Here is an 18,891-nt window from a genome sequence, read left to right as displayed (position 1 = left end):
ATATGGATAAGAGTAAAACAAGCTTCAGAACATGTATGTGTGCTGAAATCACAAAAGAAGATTTAGGAAAGAAAGTTACGCTGTCCGGCTGGGTACAAAGAAGAAGAGACCTTGGCGGAGTTATTTTCATTCATTTGAGAGACAGAAGCGGTATCATGCAGCTTGTAGCCAACAGTGAGCTTAATAAGGAAGTTTTTGAGACTGCTGAAAATGTAAGGAATGAATATGTTTTGAAAGTAAGCGGAGAAGTCGTCCTAAGAGACGAAGAAAATTTCAATCCAAACATCAAAACGGGAGAACTTGAACTAAAGCTTGACACCATGGAAGTACTTGACAGTGCAAACACTCCTCCGATTTATATCGACGAAAGTGACAATGCAAACGAAGCGACAAGACTTGAATATAGATTTCTTGATTTAAGAAAAGATAAGATAAAGAACAACCTAATCACAAGAGCAAAGACTTGTTCGGTGGTAAGAAATTTCTTAGACAGCGAAGGTTTCCTTGAAATAGAAACACCTTTCCTCGGTAAACCTACACCTGAAGGGGCAAGAGACTTCCTTGTACCAAGCAGGATAAGAAAAGGCAAATTCTTCGGGCTTCCTCAGTCACCTCAATTATTCAAACAAATATTGATGGTTTCGGGAATGGACAGATATTATCAGATAGTAAAATGTTTCAGAGATGAAGACTTGAGACAGGACAGACAGCCTGAATTTACTCAAATAGACCTTGAAATGAGTTTTGTTGATGTGGATGATGTAATCGACGTGAATGAAAGACTCGTTAAGAAAGTATTCAAAGAAATCATCGATTACGATATTGAAACTCCTATAATGAGGATGGAATTCTCCGAAGCAATGGACAGGTTCGGTTCCGATAAGCCCGATACCAGATTTGGCATGGAACTTTTCGATTTGAGCGATATTCTTAAAGACTGTAAATTCAATGTATTTGCGGGACCTATCAAAAACGGCGGAAGCGTAAGAGCCATAAATGCAAAAGGTCTTGCAAACTTCTTCTCAAGAAGAGATATAGATGCTTTGGTTGATTATGTGAAAACTTACGGAGCTAAGGGGCTTGCATGGATTGCGGTGAACGAAGACGGTTCCATAAAATCACAAATAACAAAATTCTTAAGCGAAGAAGAAACAAAGGGTATATTAGACAGAGCTAAAGCTGAAAACGGAGATATAGTATTCATCGTTGCTGATAAGAATAAAGTAGTTTACGATTCACTCGGTAATTTAAGACTTCACATAGCTAAAAAAGCCGAAATCAAAATGGATGAAGGATTTAATTTCTTATGGGTAACAAACTTCCCTATGTTCGAATATGATGAAAACGAAAAGAGATATAAAGCAATGCATCATCCTTTCACCGCTCCTATGGATGAAGACTTGGATAAATTGGAAAGCGAGCCCGGAGAAGTCAGAGCAAAAGCCTACGACCTGGTTGTAAACGGAGTTGAAATGGGAGGCGGAAGCATAAGGATACACTCGGGAGAAGTTCAGCAGAAAGTATTCAACGTACTTGGCTTCAGCGATGAAGAAGCTGAAAATAAATTCGGTTTCTTGCTTAAGGCACTTAAGTACGGAACTCCGCCTCACGGAGGATTGGCATTTGGTCTTGACAGGATGATAATGCTTCTTGTAGATACGGAAAATATCAGAGACGTCATCGCATTTCCTAAGACACAAAATCATACATGCCTTATGTCGGATGCTCCTAGCATCGTAAGCGAAGAACAGCTGGAAGAGCTTGGGATAGAAGTGACCGACGAGGAAGAATAAAAATGGATAAGAAGCAAATAGACAGGATAAACTTCCTTGCAAAAAAGAAAAAGGCAGAAGGTCTTACAGAGGAAGAATTAAAAGAACAGCAGGAACTGTATAAAATTTATCTGGGTAATATCAGAAAAAATTTTAAAAGCACCGTAGATAGTATAGTAGTAGAAAAAGAAGACGGGAGCAAAGTTCCCATTAAAGAATTCAATAAAAAGAATAAAAACTAAATTACCGCGCTTTTGAGCGCGGTTTTTTTAGAGTATGGAAAAATAAAAATTAAATATATTAATTTTTAGGAGACGATAAAAATATTCTATTTACGAAGGTTGGCTCCGAAAATACCTCCTATGAGAGATACCAAAAGAAGCACAGGCATTTTTAAGAAAAATGTCATTATGCTGAATGTACCTTCGCTTATCAAAAGATTTATTAAAAGCAGGATTATTATAAATATAAATCCGCTGAACAAACCGTAGAGATATCCTTTTGCACTCGTTCTTCTTCCCGCATGGACGCTTGCTATAAACAGACTTAAGTTTAGCAGGATATAAAGACCTCCCGACTGTACGCTTACGGGGAAGTCAAAAAAGTACATCAAAAGAGAGAAAATAAACACGCTTATGACCGCGAAAATACTTCCCAGTATGACCGCATGAAGTAAGCTATTCATATTGTTACTATTCGTCATGATAAAATTCCTTTCGTTATTTCTTATAATTTCTTATATTAAATATTTATTACTTTCTCACTCAATTCATTACAATTTTTATTATTATGTGTTAAAATCTATATATATTTTTTTAAGGAATGTAAATAGTGGAATATAAAATATTTAAACAAAAGACATCAGACAATATAAACTATGATTTTATAGATAATTTAACCAAGCAATTCGATATATCTTATTTGAGTGCACTCCTTTTGAGCATAAAAGGATTTAGTGCTTTCGGGGAAGTTGAGACTTACTTAAATCCGAACATATCCGACCTTTACGACCCTTTTCTCTTTAAGGATATGAAAAAGGTAATGGAAAGATTAAAGGAAGTCATCAGAAACAGGGAAAAAGTAGTTATATTTTCCGATTACGACTGCGACGGAGTTACTTCAAGCATTATCCTTTATAAAGTTTTAAGTTTCATGAAGATAGATACAAAAATCATGATACCAAACAGGTTCACGAACGGTTACGGACTAAGTGATGAAAGCATGGAGATGATAATAGACGAAGAGCCTTCACTCGTTATAACTACGGATAACGGGATAACTTCCGTGGAAGAAGTGGAGATATTAAAAGATAGCGGTATAGATATAATAATCACCGACCACCATACTCCCCCCGAAGTGCTGCCTCAGGCTTATGCAATCATAAATCCTAAGGTAGAGGGCGATAATTACCCTTTCAGCGAGTTATGCGGTGCGGGGGTTGCTTTTAAGATTGCCTGCGCGGCAGTAAAATTCTTCGAGCTCGATTTTGATATATCGGAGATACTCGTTTTTGCCATGATAGGTACCATAGCAGATATAGTATCATTAAAAAGCGAAAACAGGACCATAGCTTCTTTGGGGCTTGAGCTGATTAGAAAAACAAATAACAAGGGCTTGAATGCTCTGATTAAAAAATCCGATTTGGATAAGAATAAGTTAAACTGCGGCAACATCGGTTTTCAGATAGGTCCGAGGATAAATGCCGCGGGGAGGCTTGATGACGCCAAAAAAGCGGTCAGGTTATTCCTAAGCGAGGACGAAAAGGAAGTAGATATTTTATCTGATGAGATGTGTGGGTATAATGACCAAAGAAAAGATATAGAGGAAAGTATATTTAAAAAAAGCGAAGAGTACATAAAGGAAAATGACTTACTTGAAACCTCGTTGATACTATATGTTTACGGAGAAGATTTCAACGAGGGGGTAATGGGAGTTGCGGCAAGTAAAATATGCGATAAATATAATCGTCCCGTTGTCATAATGAGTGACACGGAGGACGGACTTATAAAGGCTTCATGCAGGAGCATAACGGGATTTGACATATTTAAATGTCTGGATAACAGCAGAGAATTGTTTTCTAAATTCGGTGGTCACAGTGCCGCCGCGGGATTTAGTATCGAAAGAGAAAATTTGGACAGGTTGATCGAAGAAACAAACGAATATGCAAAAAAAAGGAAAATAGAAAACTTGTTTTATAAAAGAGTTTACTATGATACACCGGCAATCCCTTCAAACTTAAATGTAAAGACTTCTTTGGAACTTGAGAAGTTTGCACCCTTCGGGATAGGAAATTCCAGAAGTATATTATGTTTAAGAGATGTGAAGCTTACCAATGTAAGAGCGATAGGTAAGGACGGAGCTCATCTTAAATTCAGCGTCCTTTATAACGGGAATTATTATGATGCAATAGGTTTTTCCATGGGGCATTACGTTAGAGATTATGACTTTACTAAGTCATTTGATATAGTCTTCACGATGTCAGTGAACTCCTATAAGGGAAACGAAAAACTCCAGTTTGAAATAAAGGATATGGATTATCACGATGTGGATCTAAAAGAGTATGACAAGGCTTATTACAATAATTTTATAAAGAATTTAGATAATGAGGATTACTTTTATCCCGAAGAAGAAAAGCTTCCTTATTCGTTTGAAACGATAATCGAAGAATATAAAGACAAAGTCTTAATAATATATAATAGAGACACTTTTTTAAGACTCATAAAATATCTGAGATTTAAAAATTATGATTATAAGATATCTTACAATGAACTTGAAAAAGAGGAAAACAAAATAAATGTACTGGTGCTTCCCGTAAGTGAGATAGGGGAAGATGAAGTCGTTATACTTGACAGACCCGAGTTTAACGATTATGAAAGCGAAGTTTATAAGAGTGCAAAGATAAAATATTTAAAGACATCAAAGCCAATGAGAAGCGTTAAAATAACGAGAACTTTCTTTTTATATCTTTACAGGAAATTTAAACTTTTAAAAATAACGGGTAATAATATATATGAGTTTATCAATAATATAAGGAATGAAAGCGACGTCGAGATAAATTATTTTACGGTAAGGCTTGCACTCGACATAATGAAAGAAATGAATATATTGAATTATTCTTTGGAAAATGATAAACTAAGCTTGTCGTTTAAAAAAGTAAATTCAAAAAGCGATATAGAAAAAACTAAAATAATGAAAAAGTTAAATAACAGGTAGGGGATTAAATATGGATTTAAAAGAAAAGATAAGAGTAATAGAAGATTTTCCGAAAGAGGGTATAAGCTTTAAAGATATAACGACTCTTGTAAAAGATAAAGAAGCTCTAAATTATACAATAAATGCGTTATGCGATTTGATAGACGGAGAAGTGGATTTGATAGTCGGACCGGAGTCTAGAGGATTTATCTTCGGTACCGCTGTAGCTTATAAAATAGGAGCGGGTTTCGTTCCCGTAAGAAAGCCCGGAAAACTTCCGGCTGAAACCATAAGCTATACTTATGACCTTGAGTACGGGACCGACACTATTGAGATACATAAGGATGCGATAAAAAAAGGTGACAAAGTCGTAATAATAGATGACCTTATTGCAACCGGAGGGACTTTACAGGCAAGTGCAAAAGCCATAGAAATGCTTGGCGGAGAGATAGTTTCCATTGTATCTTTAATGGAACTTACGGGTCTGAACGGAAGAGATAAATTAAAGGGCTACGATGTAAAAACATTGGTTCAATACGAATTTTAAGGTAGGAAGTGATTTATATGATTACACCAAAATTACTGAAATTAATATATACATTTTCAGTGTATCTTGCTTTGGCGGGAATACTTATTTTCGCTCTTCTAAAGATAAAGAAATTAATGGATAATAAGGGAAAACCGAACTTGGATGAGAATATAGTTCAGAACAATACTCCTAAGATACTGACTTTAAGCCAAAGTCAGCTCAGTAAATCTCTTACTGTAAGATATTTTTCGATATTCACATTCTCGGGATTTCTTCTTGTATTCGGGTTTATGGGTATACAGACCCTTGCAAATCATATCACGATGAAACCCAGCGTAGTGATAAGTTTTCTTTTGGGACTTACGGGGCTTGTTATATTTGCCCTTGTTGAGTATGCCATAGACCTTATGGTCAAACACGACGCTATATTTTCCGCAAATACAGTAGGGCTGGAAGCCTTGGTTTATAAGGATATAAAGGCTAAAAGAGGCGCTATGGGAAAAGTCAGGGTTTCGATAAATGATGAAGTCATCGAGTTTGAAGCCGTAACAAATGCTGAAGTGACTCTTCGTAAAGGTTCTAAAGTGAAGATAACGAATTCTCTCAGCGATACATGCGTAGTCGTGGAATAAAAAAAAACGCCTTTAGGCGTTTTTTTTATTATTATTTATATGTAAACAGTTTATTTGGTTAAATCATAACTTATCTCTGTCAAGTGATAAATATTTTCCAAAGGGTAAGTCCCGTCCAATAATACGGTTATCCAGTGTTCTTTATTCATATGATAAGCGGGAAGGATACCCTTTTCATTCCTCAGAGAACCTATGAGTTCGGGAGGACATTTTAAGTTTATTGTGTCGATACTGCCTTCCCCTTTGATATTTAGTCTCTTTTTTTCGATGTTCATTACCAGAGCAAACCATTTGTTGTTATATTTATGCCTGAAAACTTCGTAGTCGGGAGTATTCTCCCACGGATGATCCGCTTCGATATGATAATTTTCTTTTATAAATTTATGTATATCATCTTTATATGACACAGTTTTCTCCTTGTGTATCCTTTTAAATAAATTAAAGCTTGTTTTAAATATTTAAGTATTCATTGTATTCTTTAGTTTTTCTCTTTATTATTTCATCTATATCTCTTATATAAATATTAGTATCCTTAGTCGTGTCTACTCGGTATGTCTTATCGTTCGTTTTATCGAATACTTTGCCCGCACCTCCGGCACCGAGGGCAAGTATGGTGCTTTTGTTTTTCATTGTTTTGATGTTATAAATACATTCTCTGCCTCTTTTTGAAAATCCGACGTTTTCTCCCATACATAGGCTTTGTTTTTGTTTATAAAGGTAATAAGGATAATATCCGTTTTTATCAAGTATTTCAAAACAATCTTTTTGAACTTGGTAAAAGTCTTTATCTTCGTATTTTATATTATCCATATCACTCGACCTTTTAAGAGATAAGGTATGGATAGTAATATTATCCGCTTCTAAATCTATCAGTGTCTTTACTTCATTTATAAAATCCGAAATACTGTCTGAATTAAGCCCCATTATAAGGTCGGAGTTTAGTGTGAAGTTATATTGTTTTATAAGGTCTGCTGCTTTATAGAATACATCGGGAGATATATCTCTGTTAAAGTTATCAAGGACGTCTTTACTCATTGACTGAGGGTTTAAGCAGACCCTGCTTACCTTATTGTTATTTAATATACTGAGCTTTTCTTTTGTAAGCATATCCGCACGCCCGAGTTCGTAAGTAAATTCTATATTTTTATCTTTGATTATATTTTTTAAAATGGAGCTTATAAGCTTATGTGTAAGTTCTTCATTTAATATCCCGGGAGTTCCTCCGCCTATATAGATACTGTCTAAAATGACATCATTTTTATTTATCACTTCCGATATCATCTTGATTTCTCTTATAAGGCAGTTTACATAATCATCTAAAACGGTATCGTTACTTCTGCATATCTTTGAGGGAAAAGAACAGTAAGAACATTTTGCGGGGCAAAAGGGGATATGTATATAAAGGCTTGATTTATTGTCGTCAATGAGCTCTTTTTGAGTTTCCTTTGTCTTAAGCAGGAGTTCTATTTTATTTATGTCCATAAGATAATCGTTTCTAAGTATATCTATCAGCTCTTCTCTGCTTTTATCCTTATATAAATCCAGGATATTTATAGGCTTTACCCCTGTAAGTATACCGTAGGGGAAAGTTTTATTTGTTTGTTCTCTCAAGGCGTTGTAGACCGCTTTTTTTGTTGCGTTTTTTAAGGATATATTTATCTCTTCTTTATATATTTTATCTTTATACTCTAAATATACAAAATTACCCTGAGAGTATAATTTCATTTTTATGTCTTTATACTTATCAGGGTAAAATAGCTGAAGTATTTCACGAACGTGAATTTCTTTTATTGTTTTGTCAATTTGAATGTTCATCATGCTCTGAAAAATCCGTTGTATTTCTTTTCCCCTTCTATATCCGTAGGGTCGCCGTGACCGGAAAGAAGAGTATAATTTTTATCAAGAGTATAAATTTTATTTCTTATGGAACTTTCGAGGACTTCAATGCTGCCTCCGTAAAGGTCTGTCCTTCCTATGGAGCGTAAGAACAGAGTATCTCCGCAGAATATCACTCCTGCATCGTCTATTTTATAGCACACTCCGCCTTTGGAGTGCCCGGGGGTAAATATCACTTCGATATCGCTTCCTTCGAAGTCTATCTTTTCTCCGTCGTATACGAATTCATCTGCTTCTCTTATTTTTATCCCCATTCCCATCATGAGTGCCGAGCCGTTTTTATTTGGGTTTTGAAGCATTTCATTATCCAGCTCATGAATATATACTTTTGCTCCCGTAGCGTCTCTTACCATATCGACCCCCGCAATATGGTCGAAGTGTCCGTGAGTTAAGAGTATCTTGTCTATGTTTAGATTTTCTTTTTTTATATAATCAAGCAGTCTTTCGTCATTATGACCCGGGTCGATAATTATTGATTTATCGTTTTTTGTTATTATATAACAGTTTGTTCCGACAGGACCTAATTGAAATGATTTTATATCCATATTATTTATTCCTTTCTTCTTCTCTGCATACCGAGCAGCTTCCCTTTGATATGAATGTTTCTTTCTTGTAGAAGTTTACCATATCGGGGTCTAATTCTTTAAGTATCGCAGTATGTTTTTTGCATAATATCTTCCCGAAGTTTTTAAGGTACTCCTTCGGTATGTCCGTCTCGTATAACAGAGGTTCTCTTTGTATATCTTCTTTGCATATGACCACCATATAGGCTTCGTCTTCGTCGCTGTAATCCGTAACGAATTTAAAGTGCAGATCATGCTTTGTAAAGAAGTCTACCAAATATGTTTGTATATCATCATCGGTCATTTCGCTTACTATTATCTTTTTTATTGGGAGTACTTTATTTATCTTATCTATAAAATATGTCACCGATTTGTTGTTGGCTATTTCCTCTTTGAAATAACAGTAAATTTCATCTTCAAAAACCCCCAGTATCCTTCTGGTTTTGCAGATGTCTTCGACCATTAAATCATTTTTTAAAAACTCATGAACGTCTAATCTTTTTTCACTCATGATGATTACTCCTTAGTTTTGGTATCGAAGAGAATGGTAACGGGACCGTCATTTACAATATCCACTAACATATCTTCTCCAAATATGCCTTGCTTAACCAAAATACCTTCTTCTTCTATTTTTTTCATAAAGTATTCATAAAGCTCATTTGCTTTTACAGGCTCCATCGCATTTACAAAACTTGGTCTGTTGCCTTTTTTTGTGTCCGCAATAAGGGTGAACTGCGATATTATAAGCATTTGTCCGCCTATGTCTTTTATGGATAAATTCATTTTGCCGTTTTCATCTTCAAAAACTCTGAGATTTGATATTTTCCTTGCCAGATAATCGGCGTCCTTTTTTGTGTCATTTTCCTCCGCACCGAATAGGACGTTAAAACCTTTGTCGATATTTCCGACTATTTTTCCGTTTATAGTGACCTTTGAACTTTTTACTCTCTGAACAACAGCTTTCATGAAAATTTATTTCCTTATCTTGTAAATTTTTCTCTTTTCTAACAAAAATTTATTATATCATACTATAAATATGAAAGTCCATATTTATAGTATTAAATTGTGTCATTTATGTGACAATATACACTTATTTTATTTGATTTTCATATAAACCGATACTCCGTGAAATCCTTAAATGCAGGGCTTTTTAAAAGCTATAAAACTTGAAAGTATAACCTTTTTTTGGTATAGTAACTATAAGTGAGGTTTTTATGAAGAAAATTATATTGGCATCGGCTTCTCCAAGGAGAAAAGAGCTGTTAAAATTACTGGATATAGATTTTGATATTATCGTTTCTAATTGTGAAGAAGTCTTTGATGATGAGTTATCCGTTTATGAGAATTTAAAAAATATAGCTTATTTAAAGGCTTATGATGTTTTTAAGGATAATAATGATAAACTTGTTATAGGTGCCGATACCGTAGTTTACTCAGACGGCAGAGTTCTTTTGAAGCCAAAAGATAAGGACGATGCGAGAGAAATGATAAAATTTCTGTCGGGAAAAACTCACAGTGTTATAAGCGGTATATCTGTAATAACGAAAGAAAAAAGTATCAGTACGGCAGTCGAGACCAAAGTAACATTTAAAGAACTTGATGATAAAGAGATAGAAGAATACATAAATACAAATGAGCCTTATGATAAAGCCGGCGGATATGCCGTTCAGGGTATCGCAGGCAAGTTCATAAGTAAAATCGAAGGCGATTATTTTAACGTTGTAGGGCTTAGTATAAGCACATTATACGATATGTTAAAAGAATTTAGGTAGGATAAGATGAAATCGGATAAGGAAATACTATCGGGCATTGAAGAAAGATTATTTGACGAAGGTGTCGGGGAGCTAAGTGACAGTGAGCTCATTGCCCTTATAATAAGAAAAGGGGACAGTACGAAAAGCGTACTGGAGCTTAGTAATAATATCATAAGAAGGTACGGGAGTTCTCTTAGGGATCTTATAGGGATTACAAGAGAAGAACTTAAAAATGATAATCCGGGAATGACGGATTTAAAATGTGATATGATTTTGGCTTCTTTGGAAATAGGCAGGAGAGCCTACTTAAAGAAAGAAAAACAAAAGATAATCACATGTGTAATGGATATAGTGGATCTGCTTTCCTATGATATGAGCTTTTTGGATGAAGAGCATTTTAAAGTCATACTCTTAAACACCAAAAATATGGTCATAGAAACAGAGCTTATCTCAATAGGGACTATAAATACGTCTCTTGTTCATGTGAGGGAAGTATTCAGAAATGCAATAAAGAAAAATGCCAACAGTATAATCTTGGCTCATAATCATCCAAGCGGAGATTCCACTCCTTCCATAGAAGATAAACATCTTACAAAGAGACTTAAAGACGCCGGAGAGCTTATAGGAATAAAGGTAATCGACCATGTTATCATAGGCAAGGATAATTACTTTTCATTTATGGAAGAAAATATGTTATAATAATATATTATTTATTCTTTTTAATAGGAGTAAAAATATGAATGATGATTTTGTAAGTGTAATAATCCCTGCCGCAGGCAGAGGAACGAGGATGGGTAAGAGTATCAATAAGCAGTACATATCTTTAGACAAAAAAGCGATACTTACTCATACTATCATAGCTTTCGATAAATGTCCTTATATAGATGAAATACTTATTGTCGTTGCGGATAATGAAGAAAAGTTATTCAAAGATAAGGTACTTAAAGAATATAAGATAAAAAAGCCTTATAAGCTGGTAGTCGGCGGAAGCACAAGACAGGAATCGGTTTATAATGCGGTAAAGAAAGTTGATGAAAGGTGTACTATAATATCCGTACATGACGGTGCGAGACCTCTTATTTCCAATAAGGAGATAATAAACACTGTTCTCGGAGCAAAGAAGTTCGGAGGATGCGTGCTTGGGGTACCCGTAAAGGAAACGGTCAAGAAAGCGGACAATGAGGGATTTGTATCCGCTACGGTGGAAAGAAGTACGCTTTACAATATAAGAACACCTCAGGTTTTTAAGGCGGATATCTTAAAAGAAGCTTATAAAAACGCAGAGGAGAAAGGTATCATCGGAACAGACGATTCATACCTCGTGGAAGAAAATAATGTAAAAGTAAAGATAATAAAAGGTTCTTATAACAATATAAAAATAACAACACCTGAAGATTTAATCTACGCTCAAGAGATTTTATCAAGCAGAAACTAGGGGGTTACAATGAACATAAACAACCAAAAAATCGTTGAGTTATTTTACAAGATGCTCAAAGTTAGGGTTTTTGAAGAAAAACTGGCATCTTTATACGAAGAAGGAAAGATACATACAAACTTATATTTATCCATAGGACAGGAAGCGGTAAGTGCGGGAGCAATGGCTGCAATAAACGGCAAGGACAAAGTTTTTACATCACATAGGAACTTTGCGGCTTCCATATGTCTGGAAATGGATATAGAAAAGATGTTTCGTGAGATAATGGGGTTAGACGGAGGTTATACCGACGGTATGGCGGGACCGGGATATTTTGCTGATACGAAGGCTGATATCTACGGTGCTTCGGCGGTTCCTGCGGGAAATGTTTCCGTAGCGACGGGGGTTGCTATGGGAGAGAAGATACATCATACGAACAATATAGTAGTTTCCTTTATAGGAGAGGGCGCTGTAAACGAAGGTGTGTTTTCAGAAAGCGTAAATATGGCTTCAATGTTTAAGCTTCCAATAATCTACTTGGTTGAAAACAACGGATATGCAAAAGGACAGAGCTTTTCCAAAACATCTACGGTCAAGGATATAGCTTCCCGTGCAAGCAGTTATTCCATACCGGGCATCATAGTTGACGGGAACAATGTACTCGATATGTACGAAGCGATGCTTACGGCTTCAAGCTATGTAAGAGGGGGAAAAGGTCCTATAATCCTTGAGGCAAAGACTTATCGCTTCAGCGGACATCATCTTGCGGATAAAGCACTTTACAGAAGTTCAAAGGAGCTTAGGGCTTGGTTCGATAAATGTCCTATAAAGCTGCTTAGTAACTATATGCTTCAAAATATGGTCGGGATAGATGATGACCTTCAAATGATGAAAGACACCATTTCGGCTGAAATGAACAGGATAATAAATAAAATACTAAACGAAAAAGAGATCCCTAAAGAGGAGCTTGAAGAAAAAGAAGAAGAAAAGATTTCAAAGAAGACTCAGATAGAAGAAGAATTAAAAGCTTTACTTGAACAGAAAGAATTTTTGAAACAGGCTGACACTTCGGTTATGATAGAAGAGCCTAAGTTAAAATCCGCTTTTACCGAAAAAGATGCGGTAGGGGACAGTGAAGAAGAAATAAGAGCCAATGACCAAGTTTTCGATGAAATAAAGAGGCTTAAGAATATATTCCCGGAAAGAGACGATACTCCTAAAGAAGAGTTGAGTGTAGAGGATATACTAAGAAACGGTCATACTCATACCTTGATATCAAACACCGACGGTTTTGCCGATGTGGATTTCAGAGATACCATGAGGAAGAGACCGGAAAAGGAAGAAAAAGAAGAAGTAGTTACCGAAGAAGAAAAAAGATATATTTCAAATGCGGAGAATGTACTTGAAAATATATTTAAAGAAATAGATGAAGAAGAAAAGAAGTATACCACTACTGTGGTAAACAGTGATATTTATGACGATATAAGCATGAAAGCGAACATCGCAGACGGTTATGAAAAAGAAGATGAAGATAAGATAACTTTTGTAAATGCGTCGGTTGAAGAAAGTTCAGACTACAATGATTTGAGAAAGCAGAATATTGAAACATTTGATGATTTTGATTACGAAAATAGATATGATGATACATATAAAGATGATTTATTCAGTAATTATAACGAAGACGACGATATCATAAAGGAATATATGAAGAGTCTGAATATGAACAGCGAACAGCCTTTTACAGTCTCATCAAGGGGCAGTTCACCTGTTATAGATGTAAGTGACGGCAATGACGTATCTGATTTACATAATATGCTTGAAATGGAAGATGAAGCGGAACTTGACCTTGATATCTTCGGGGAGGGCAGATAATGATAGAATTAACTTTTAAACAGGCAATCAAGAATACTCTTTTATACGAACTGAGAAAGAACAGGAACAGTGTATTCGTTTCTCAGGATATAGGGGTATTCGGCGGAGAATATAAAGTAAGCAAGGGATTTGACGTACAAATACCTGAAGAGAGGATAATAGAAGTACCGGTAAGCGAAAATGCTTATATAGGTTCAAGCGTGGGACTTAGTCTAAACGGATTCAACGTAATAACTGAAATACCTGGAACGAAGTTTTTGATAAGGTCTATGGACCCGATAATAAACTATGCTTCGAAGCTTAAAGCATTCGGCACTAAGGTACCGGGGAGTCTTCTTATAAGATGTCCAATAGGATATACTCCTTACTCCAGTGTGCAGGATAACGAGTCTGTTGAGGCTGTAATGGCACATTTTCCGGGTATAAAAGTGGTTTATCCTTCGACACCGAAAGACGCTATAGGTCTTATGCGAAGCTCATTTTTAGAGCATGACCCCGTAATATTCTTTGAAAACAAGAATTTATATAATGTTAAAGGCGAAATAAGTGAAAAGTCGGAGGAAAGGATACCTCTGGGAAAAGCCAATATAATAAGAGAAGGAAGCGACATTACAGTCATAACCTACGGAAGCATGGTAAAAGAAGCAATGAAAGCCAGCGATGTAGCCTATATGAGTGATGTAAAAGTAGAAGTAATAGATTTAAGGACCATAAAACCAATCGACAGCGAGACTATAATCAAATCCGTTAAGAAGACGGGAAGAGCCATTGTAGTGTATGAAGGTTATAAAACATGCTCCGTCGGAAGCGAAATAGCAAGTATAATCGTTGAAAGCGAAGCTTTTGATTATCTTGAAGCTCCGGTAGCTAGGATGTGCAGTGATGATAATTTCACACCTTTCAATCCTATAAAGGCTAAGGAAGTACTGCCGAGTTCAGGTAAACTTTTAGAAAAAATAATGCAGTTGGTTGAATATTAAGACGAAAGGAGAATTTCATGACAAACTTAGGGAATTCAAAACAAAAAGCAAGCCCCGCCACAAGAAAGCTGGCTAAGGCGTTAGGCATAGATTTATCACAAATAGAAGGAAGCGGCGAAAACGGACGTATCGAAGCCGCTGATTTAGAGCGTTATCTAAACGACAGAAAGAGACTTGAAGAAAATAATATAGAGAATATTTCCATTAAATCAAGCAAAGAAGACGAAGAATTGAAGATATTGGAACAAAGGATAAATATGATAAACGATGAAGTCGAAGATAAGACAGCTGATAATACGAAGATATATTCAAGCAGTGAGACCGATGAGGAAATGGAAGAGTTAAATAATGCAGACTCCGATATAATTCAGTTTATGATAAAACATCAGAATGATATTTATGATGAAGATAATTCTTCAAAGGATATCATCGTGAATTATGACCAGACTTCAAGTATCATTACAAGCGAAGTAAAAGAAGAAGCTAATGATAAAGAAGAAAACGAAGAAATCCACGATAGAAAAGATACTATAGAAAAGATGAACAAGGCAGAGAATGCGAAAGAAGTGTATACTCCCGTTATCGAAGAAGTGGTATCCAAAGAATACGATGATGAAGGCAACGAGATACCTGTCGTTCCCGTTGAAAACAGTGTCACTCATCAGGTAATAGTCCCTGTGGAACATTCCGAGGTAGCCGAAGAATATCCGGACACGGAAAGAGAAGTAAATGAGAGCTACGGAAAAAGAGTCGTTATAACTTTGAATGATGATACCAGCAGAAGCGTAGTTATCAATAAAGACGGTAAAAGCAGTGAAGAAAAAACCGTAAGCGACCAAAGTCAATTAGTTATTGAGACTCATACTCATAACGTAGTTACCATGGGTATAAAAGCAAGTCTTGAGCTTGTAAAGGAAATGCTTGTTTCATACAGTGATTTAAGCGAGAGAAAGATTTTCAATACCGTTGTTAAATCCATAGTTTTTGCTTTGGAAAAAAATAAAATAGCTTCCTTCAAGGGAGATGTTGCGATATATAAATATGACAGTGAAGAAGGCTTTACGGGAAGAAAGCTAAGCGGTATAAACGAGCTTACTGTAAGCCAGATGGATAAGAGGATGAAATACATAATCGAAGGAGAGGATATCGATTTTAGGATAACCGATATAAGTCCATTAAAGATAGATTATTATTATCCTAAGGCATGTGAAGATAAAGTAGATATAACAGTCCTTATTCAGGAAGAGCATGTAAAAGTATACTTGAGTGCATGCGAAGATTTGATGGATTTCAACGAATGTGCGAAAGTCCTTTCAAATATCAAATCTGTGATAAATAATCCGAGCTTGATGCTTGTATAATAAAAAGACACCTATTTGGTGTCTTTTTTAAATCGTGATATTACTGAATTCTTCGTCCATTTCGTCGTCGCTGAAGTTAAGTTCATCATCTTCTTTATCCTTGACCGACGCGATTTCTTTTAGTGCTTCGGCTTCGTGATGTTTATTATCCTTTATTGTATCTATGTTTTCTTCGACTTTTAGGACTTCTTCTTTTAATTTGTTGAGTTCTTCGTCGATATCTTTATCTCTTGCTCTTCTTTCTATATTCGATAGTTCCTTTTGAACTTCCGCTTCAAGCTGTTCTATCTTGCTCGTCGTTTTTGCAAGCTCTCTCATTATTCTGTCCAGTTCGCTTTCAGGTTTCTTTTCTTTAAATACTTCTTCTTTTTTAAAGGGTTCCGATTTCGCCACTTCTTCTATATCAAAATTTTCAAGTTCTTTTATTAGTGTCTCTTCATTCTCTGAATCTTCTTCGATTACTGTTTCATTAATTATTTCTTTTTGGTTCTCAGCCTTTTCTTCTTTTGATATAGGTTTATCTTCTGTTTCTACTGCTATTTCTTCCGCTTTGATATCGTTTATTTCTTCTATGATTTGAGTTATTTCTTCCTCATTTTCCTCTTCTAAGATAAATCCTATTTCATTGAGTTCGGTATGTGAGGTTTTGTTTTCTTCTTTTATATCTGCCAGAGCAGTATCATTGATTTTAGTTGTTTCAGGATACTCCGTAAGTTCCTTTTCATATCTTTTATCCTCTATCAATTCAAATTCATTTATATACCCGTAGATTTCTTTTTCTTTGTAATAAGCTTCTCTTTTATTTTTGAAGTTAAACCTTGATAATAATTTGTTTAAGTTATAAAGCTGTCTGAACCCAAAGTTATAAATAATCGTAAATCCTATAAATTCCAAACTTTGTGATATATTTATGTTTTCTCTCAGTGATATTTTGTCGGTAATATGAAGGAGGATATTCTTCACCGTATCAAAACTTATATATAAAAGTATAAAACAAAGTAAAGTAAGTGGTGAAATCACTTTTATTATCGTGAGTAATATGGATAAAATGATTATCGGGAATTCCAGTATTGGATTGATAATCCCCGTGAATAAATCATATAATCCTCTTATGGTGTTAAATGGATTTGCATTATTTATGTTTTTCTTTATTATATATCTGTCTATAATGTCGTAGGTGACGTATTCATGTATATCATCTATTTCTTCAAAAGCCAAAGCGTCATAATTGATTTTGAAATCATTTTTATATATTTTAGTAAGTCTTTGTTTCAAATCGTTGTTTGGATTTGATGTTTCAGAGTTGAAACCTCCGACCTCACGTATTTTTCCCAAGTTATATAAAGTAAAGTCGTTTCCTATTTCCTCACCGTTTAAGAATTCAAAATTATAACTCTTTTCAAATAATTTATTTTTGATGTTTCTTAGAATGGAAAAACATGCGAAAAAATTATGCGTCTTTATGCCTTTATACTCAAAATCATCTCTTTGTATATAGCTGTCATCTTTGATTATCCCTGAAGTAAAAAGCGTGTCGTCGTCAATGAGGAATTCCCTTGTAAGCTTTTTAAGTGCGTTTTTTTCAATAAAGATATTTTTCTCGAGATCGAGTATCAAATCGGCATTTGTGTTATCCGCTGCTGCATTGATACCGTTCCACTTATTTGTCTTTTCCGTGTTTAAAAGGTTTATTTTGCCGTTTTTATATATTGAGATTATTTCGCTCTTATTGATTTTATATTTAATGCTGTCTGTGCTCTTCTTTAAATCGAAGAAATTTATTATTTTTCTAGAGAATTTCAAATCCCCTGAAGTATTTATTATATATATGTCGAAGTTATCATAATCCAAATATAAAAGATTTTTTACCTTTGCCATGAACTTATTTATGTTAGGCTCGGCACTTAATATTATGGATATTTTCTTTGATTTTTTATCCTCGATCAAGTCTTTATATCTTTTGTTGTTTTTATGTATTTCTCTGAATACCAGAACGGAGGGGATAACTCCCGCAAAAAGAGATATCATCCCGTACATCAGGATATATATGGTCATTATTATAAAAATTATGTATAAAGTGTTCATATATCCTCCTAACTTTCCAGATAATCTCTTAAAGTGAGTTTTAGTTTTATATTGTCGGTTTCGTCTTTAAGTCTTTTAAGTACCGGAAGAAGTATTTTTCTGTCTTTGAATTTACTCAGTGCGGTCTTGATTTCTTCAAAAGAATAGTCCGCAAGTTTATCGCACGAAATCACTATTGCTTTAGCAAAAGTGTTTATATCTCCTCTTAAGGATATTACTGAAAAAGCGTGAGACCTTATACTTTTGGAGTTATTTTTTAAGCAGTTAAGCAGGAACTCGTTTGCCTTTTCATCTTTTATGTCGTACGAAGCGGTAAGTGTTATCAAATCATTAAGCTTATCGGAATAATCATCTTCATATAGGAAGTCAATATTTTGATTTGTTTTAGTATTTATTTCTTCCATAAATTTTCTTGTAATGGTTTCATGGTCGGTATCAGCAAGTACTTCTTCAGCCTTTTTATAAAATAAATCCTTCATAGCTTCATCTTTATTCATGTTTAAGCATATGAATTCTATGTTTTCGCTTTGAGGGAATTTCCCGTGAGAGAGATTATCGAAGCTTTCCGTGACAGCTATGATAAATTTTTTTATCTTGATATTAAAAATTGCATTTGTGATTTTGCTCCATAACGATGATAATGAAAAATACAATATCACAGCGATTAAAATCATTAACAGTGCAGTGAGTACGATCAATGTAAATCTGTTCATATTTCCTCCTAAAAATCTATTTTAGTATATCATAATTCGTTTTCTTTTTCAAAGAAACAAATATCAGGGGCTCTGCCCCTAAAACCCTCTGCGGGGTTTCGCCCCGCACCCCAAATTCTGTAAGGCTC

Annotated in this window: 19 protein-coding genes; 11 read left to right on the top strand and 8 right to left on the bottom strand. The window is 34.9% G+C overall.

Annotated features, from left to right (window positions below):
• Positions 1 to 2 precede the first annotated feature (2 nt).
• Positions 3 to 1,793 (top strand): aspartate--tRNA ligase, encoded by a 1,791-nt coding sequence (aspS, locus tag Q0516_RS08530; RefSeq protein ID WP_294466598.1) that lies wholly within the window; start codon positions 3 to 5, stop codon positions 1,791 to 1,793.
• Between the two features lie 2 nt (positions 1,794 to 1,795).
• A complete protein-coding gene (locus tag Q0516_RS08525) occupies positions 1,796 to 2,014 on the top strand; it encodes a DUF896 domain-containing protein (RefSeq protein ID WP_294466596.1) in 219 nt (72 codons plus the stop codon).
• A gap of 86 nt (positions 2,015 to 2,100) precedes the next feature.
• Here Q0516_RS08525 and Q0516_RS08520 read toward each other — a convergent pair whose 3' ends face one another.
• A complete protein-coding gene (locus Q0516_RS08520; RefSeq protein ID WP_294466594.1) occupies positions 2,101 to 2,475 on the bottom strand; it encodes a TIGR04086 family membrane protein in 375 nt (124 codons plus the stop codon).
• Positions 2,476 to 2,603: 128 nt separating this feature from the next.
• Between Q0516_RS08520 and recJ the strand changes: the two genes are divergently transcribed.
• From recJ to Q0516_RS08505, 3 genes are read left to right on the top strand one after another with little or no spacing between them, the layout of a single operon-like run.
• On the top strand, positions 2,604 to 4,985 hold the full coding sequence (gene recJ / locus Q0516_RS08515; protein WP_294466589.1) for a single-stranded-DNA-specific exonuclease RecJ: 2,382 nt from the start codon (positions 2,604 to 2,606) through the stop codon (positions 4,983 to 4,985).
• A gap of 10 nt (positions 4,986 to 4,995) precedes the next feature.
• Entirely contained in the window at positions 4,996 to 5,511 is a 516-nt protein-coding gene (locus Q0516_RS08510) for an adenine phosphoribosyltransferase (protein WP_257480362.1), read from the top strand.
• A gap of 17 nt (positions 5,512 to 5,528) precedes the next feature.
• Positions 5,529 to 6,125: a hypothetical protein gene (locus Q0516_RS08505; protein WP_257480361.1), complete on the top strand. Its 597-nt coding sequence runs from the start codon at positions 5,529 to 5,531 to the stop codon at positions 6,123 to 6,125.
• Between the two features lie 50 nt (positions 6,126 to 6,175).
• On the opposite strand, the gene Q0516_RS08500 is transcribed toward Q0516_RS08505, so the two are convergent.
• From Q0516_RS08500 to dtd, 5 genes are read right to left on the bottom strand one after another with little or no spacing between them, the layout of a single operon-like run.
• Complete coding sequence (locus tag Q0516_RS08500; RefSeq protein WP_294466578.1) at positions 6,176 to 6,532, bottom strand: MmcQ/YjbR family DNA-binding protein; 357 nt, start codon at positions 6,530 to 6,532, stop codon at positions 6,176 to 6,178.
• Positions 6,533 to 6,575: 43 nt separating this feature from the next.
• Positions 6,576 to 7,943 (bottom strand): coproporphyrinogen dehydrogenase HemZ, encoded by a 1,368-nt coding sequence (gene hemZ, locus Q0516_RS08495; RefSeq protein WP_294466575.1) that lies wholly within the window; start codon positions 7,941 to 7,943, stop codon positions 6,576 to 6,578.
• Entirely contained in the window at positions 7,940 to 8,566 is a 627-nt protein-coding gene (locus Q0516_RS08490; protein ID WP_294466572.1) for an MBL fold metallo-hydrolase, read from the bottom strand. The genes hemZ and Q0516_RS08490 overlap by 4 nt, the downstream gene beginning before the upstream one ends.
• A 1-nt stretch (position 8,567) precedes the next feature.
• Positions 8,568 to 9,095, bottom strand: a complete 528-nt coding sequence (locus Q0516_RS08485; RefSeq protein WP_257480357.1) for a hypothetical protein — start codon at positions 9,093 to 9,095, stop codon at positions 8,568 to 8,570.
• Positions 9,096 to 9,100: 5 nt separating this feature from the next.
• Positions 9,101 to 9,550, bottom strand: a complete 450-nt coding sequence (gene dtd / locus Q0516_RS08480; protein ID WP_294466569.1) for a D-aminoacyl-tRNA deacylase — start codon at positions 9,548 to 9,550, stop codon at positions 9,101 to 9,103.
• A gap of 248 nt (positions 9,551 to 9,798) precedes the next feature.
• Between dtd and Q0516_RS08475 the strand changes: the two genes are divergently transcribed.
• The 6 genes from Q0516_RS08475 to Q0516_RS08450 are packed head-to-tail and all read left to right on the top strand — an operon-like array spanning position 9,799 to position 15,965.
• Positions 9,799 to 10,356, top strand: a complete 558-nt coding sequence (locus Q0516_RS08475) for a nucleoside triphosphate pyrophosphatase (protein WP_294466566.1) — start codon at positions 9,799 to 9,801, stop codon at positions 10,354 to 10,356.
• Positions 10,357 to 10,362: 6 nt separating this feature from the next.
• On the top strand, positions 10,363 to 11,037 hold the full coding sequence (gene radC, locus Q0516_RS08470; protein ID WP_294466563.1) for a DNA repair protein RadC: 675 nt from the start codon (positions 10,363 to 10,365) through the stop codon (positions 11,035 to 11,037).
• A 37-nt stretch (positions 11,038 to 11,074) separates the two neighbouring features.
• Positions 11,075 to 11,773, top strand: coding sequence for a 2-C-methyl-D-erythritol 4-phosphate cytidylyltransferase (gene ispD / locus Q0516_RS08465; protein WP_257480353.1), 699 nt, complete (start codon positions 11,075 to 11,077; stop codon positions 11,771 to 11,773).
• Between the two features lie 9 nt (positions 11,774 to 11,782).
• A complete protein-coding gene (locus Q0516_RS08460) occupies positions 11,783 to 13,624 on the top strand; it encodes a thiamine pyrophosphate-dependent dehydrogenase E1 component subunit alpha (protein WP_294466557.1) in 1,842 nt (613 codons plus the stop codon).
• Positions 13,624 to 14,604: a transketolase C-terminal domain-containing protein gene (locus Q0516_RS08455; protein WP_257480351.1), complete on the top strand. Its 981-nt coding sequence runs from the start codon at positions 13,624 to 13,626 to the stop codon at positions 14,602 to 14,604. Before Q0516_RS08460 ends, Q0516_RS08455 begins: the two co-directional genes overlap by 1 nt.
• 17 nt (positions 14,605 to 14,621) lie before the next feature.
• Positions 14,622 to 15,965 carry an E3 binding domain-containing protein gene (locus Q0516_RS08450; protein ID WP_294466554.1) on the top strand — a complete coding sequence of 448 codons (1,344 nt, stop codon included), beginning with the start codon at positions 14,622 to 14,624 and terminating at the stop codon, positions 15,963 to 15,965.
• 27 nt (positions 15,966 to 15,992) lie between these two features.
• Here Q0516_RS08450 and Q0516_RS08445 read toward each other — a convergent pair whose 3' ends face one another.
• Entirely contained in the window at positions 15,993 to 18,050 is a 2,058-nt protein-coding gene (locus Q0516_RS08445; RefSeq protein ID WP_294466552.1) for a hypothetical protein, read from the bottom strand.
• A gap of 8 nt (positions 18,051 to 18,058) precedes the next feature.
• Positions 18,059 to 18,763 carry a hypothetical protein gene (locus Q0516_RS08440; protein ID WP_294466551.1) on the bottom strand — a complete coding sequence of 235 codons (705 nt, stop codon included), beginning with the start codon at positions 18,761 to 18,763 and terminating at the stop codon, positions 18,059 to 18,061.
• Positions 18,764 to 18,891: the final 128 nt, after the last annotated feature.

Origin of the sequence: uncultured Anaerofustis sp. (genome assembly GCF_938029165.1) — a bacterium.
Taxonomy (GTDB): Bacteria; Bacillota; Clostridia; order Eubacteriales; family Anaerofustaceae; genus Anaerofustis.
The sequence above is the reverse complement of the archived record's forward strand: the minus strand, read 5'-3'. Positions and strand labels throughout refer to the sequence as shown.

Bases quoted from the DNA above. Each gene is read 5' to 3' on its own strand.
- aspS (WP_294466598.1), top strand. From the start codon at position 3: ATGGATAAGAGTAAAACAAGCTTCAGAACATGTATGTGTGCTGAAATC.
- Q0516_RS08525 (WP_294466596.1), top strand. From the start codon at position 1,796: ATGGATAAGAAGCAAATAGACAGGATAAACTTCCTTGCAAAAAAGAAA.
- Q0516_RS08520 (WP_294466594.1), bottom strand. From the start codon at position 2,475: ATGACGAATAGTAACAATATGAATAGCTTACTTCATGCGGTCATACTG.
- Q0516_RS08510 (WP_257480362.1), top strand. From the start codon at position 4,996: ATGGATTTAAAAGAAAAGATAAGAGTAATAGAAGATTTTCCGAAAGAG.
- Q0516_RS08505 (WP_257480361.1), top strand. From the start codon at position 5,529: ATGATTACACCAAAATTACTGAAATTAATATATACATTTTCAGTGTAT.
- hemZ (WP_294466575.1), bottom strand. From the start codon at position 7,943: ATGATGAACATTCAAATTGACAAAACAATAAAAGAAATTCACGTTCGT.
- Q0516_RS08490 (WP_294466572.1), bottom strand. From the start codon at position 8,566: ATGGATATAAAATCATTTCAATTAGGTCCTGTCGGAACAAACTGTTAT.
- Q0516_RS08485 (WP_257480357.1), bottom strand. From the start codon at position 9,095: ATGAGTGAAAAAAGATTAGACGTTCATGAGTTTTTAAAAAATGATTTA.
- dtd (WP_294466569.1), bottom strand. From the start codon at position 9,550: ATGAAAGCTGTTGTTCAGAGAGTAAAAAGTTCAAAGGTCACTATAAAC.
- Q0516_RS08475 (WP_294466566.1), top strand. From the start codon at position 9,799: ATGAAGAAAATTATATTGGCATCGGCTTCTCCAAGGAGAAAAGAGCTG.
- radC (WP_294466563.1), top strand. From the start codon at position 10,363: ATGAAATCGGATAAGGAAATACTATCGGGCATTGAAGAAAGATTATTT.
- ispD (WP_257480353.1), top strand. From the start codon at position 11,075: ATGAATGATGATTTTGTAAGTGTAATAATCCCTGCCGCAGGCAGAGGA.
- Q0516_RS08460 (WP_294466557.1), top strand. From the start codon at position 11,783: ATGAACATAAACAACCAAAAAATCGTTGAGTTATTTTACAAGATGCTC.
- Q0516_RS08455 (WP_257480351.1), top strand. From the start codon at position 13,624: ATGATAGAATTAACTTTTAAACAGGCAATCAAGAATACTCTTTTATAC.
- Q0516_RS08450 (WP_294466554.1), top strand. From the start codon at position 14,622: ATGACAAACTTAGGGAATTCAAAACAAAAAGCAAGCCCCGCCACAAGA.
- Q0516_RS08445 (WP_294466552.1), bottom strand. From the start codon at position 18,050: ATGAACACTTTATACATAATTTTTATAATAATGACCATATATATCCTG.
- Q0516_RS08440 (WP_294466551.1), bottom strand. From the start codon at position 18,763: ATGAACAGATTTACATTGATCGTACTCACTGCACTGTTAATGATTTTA.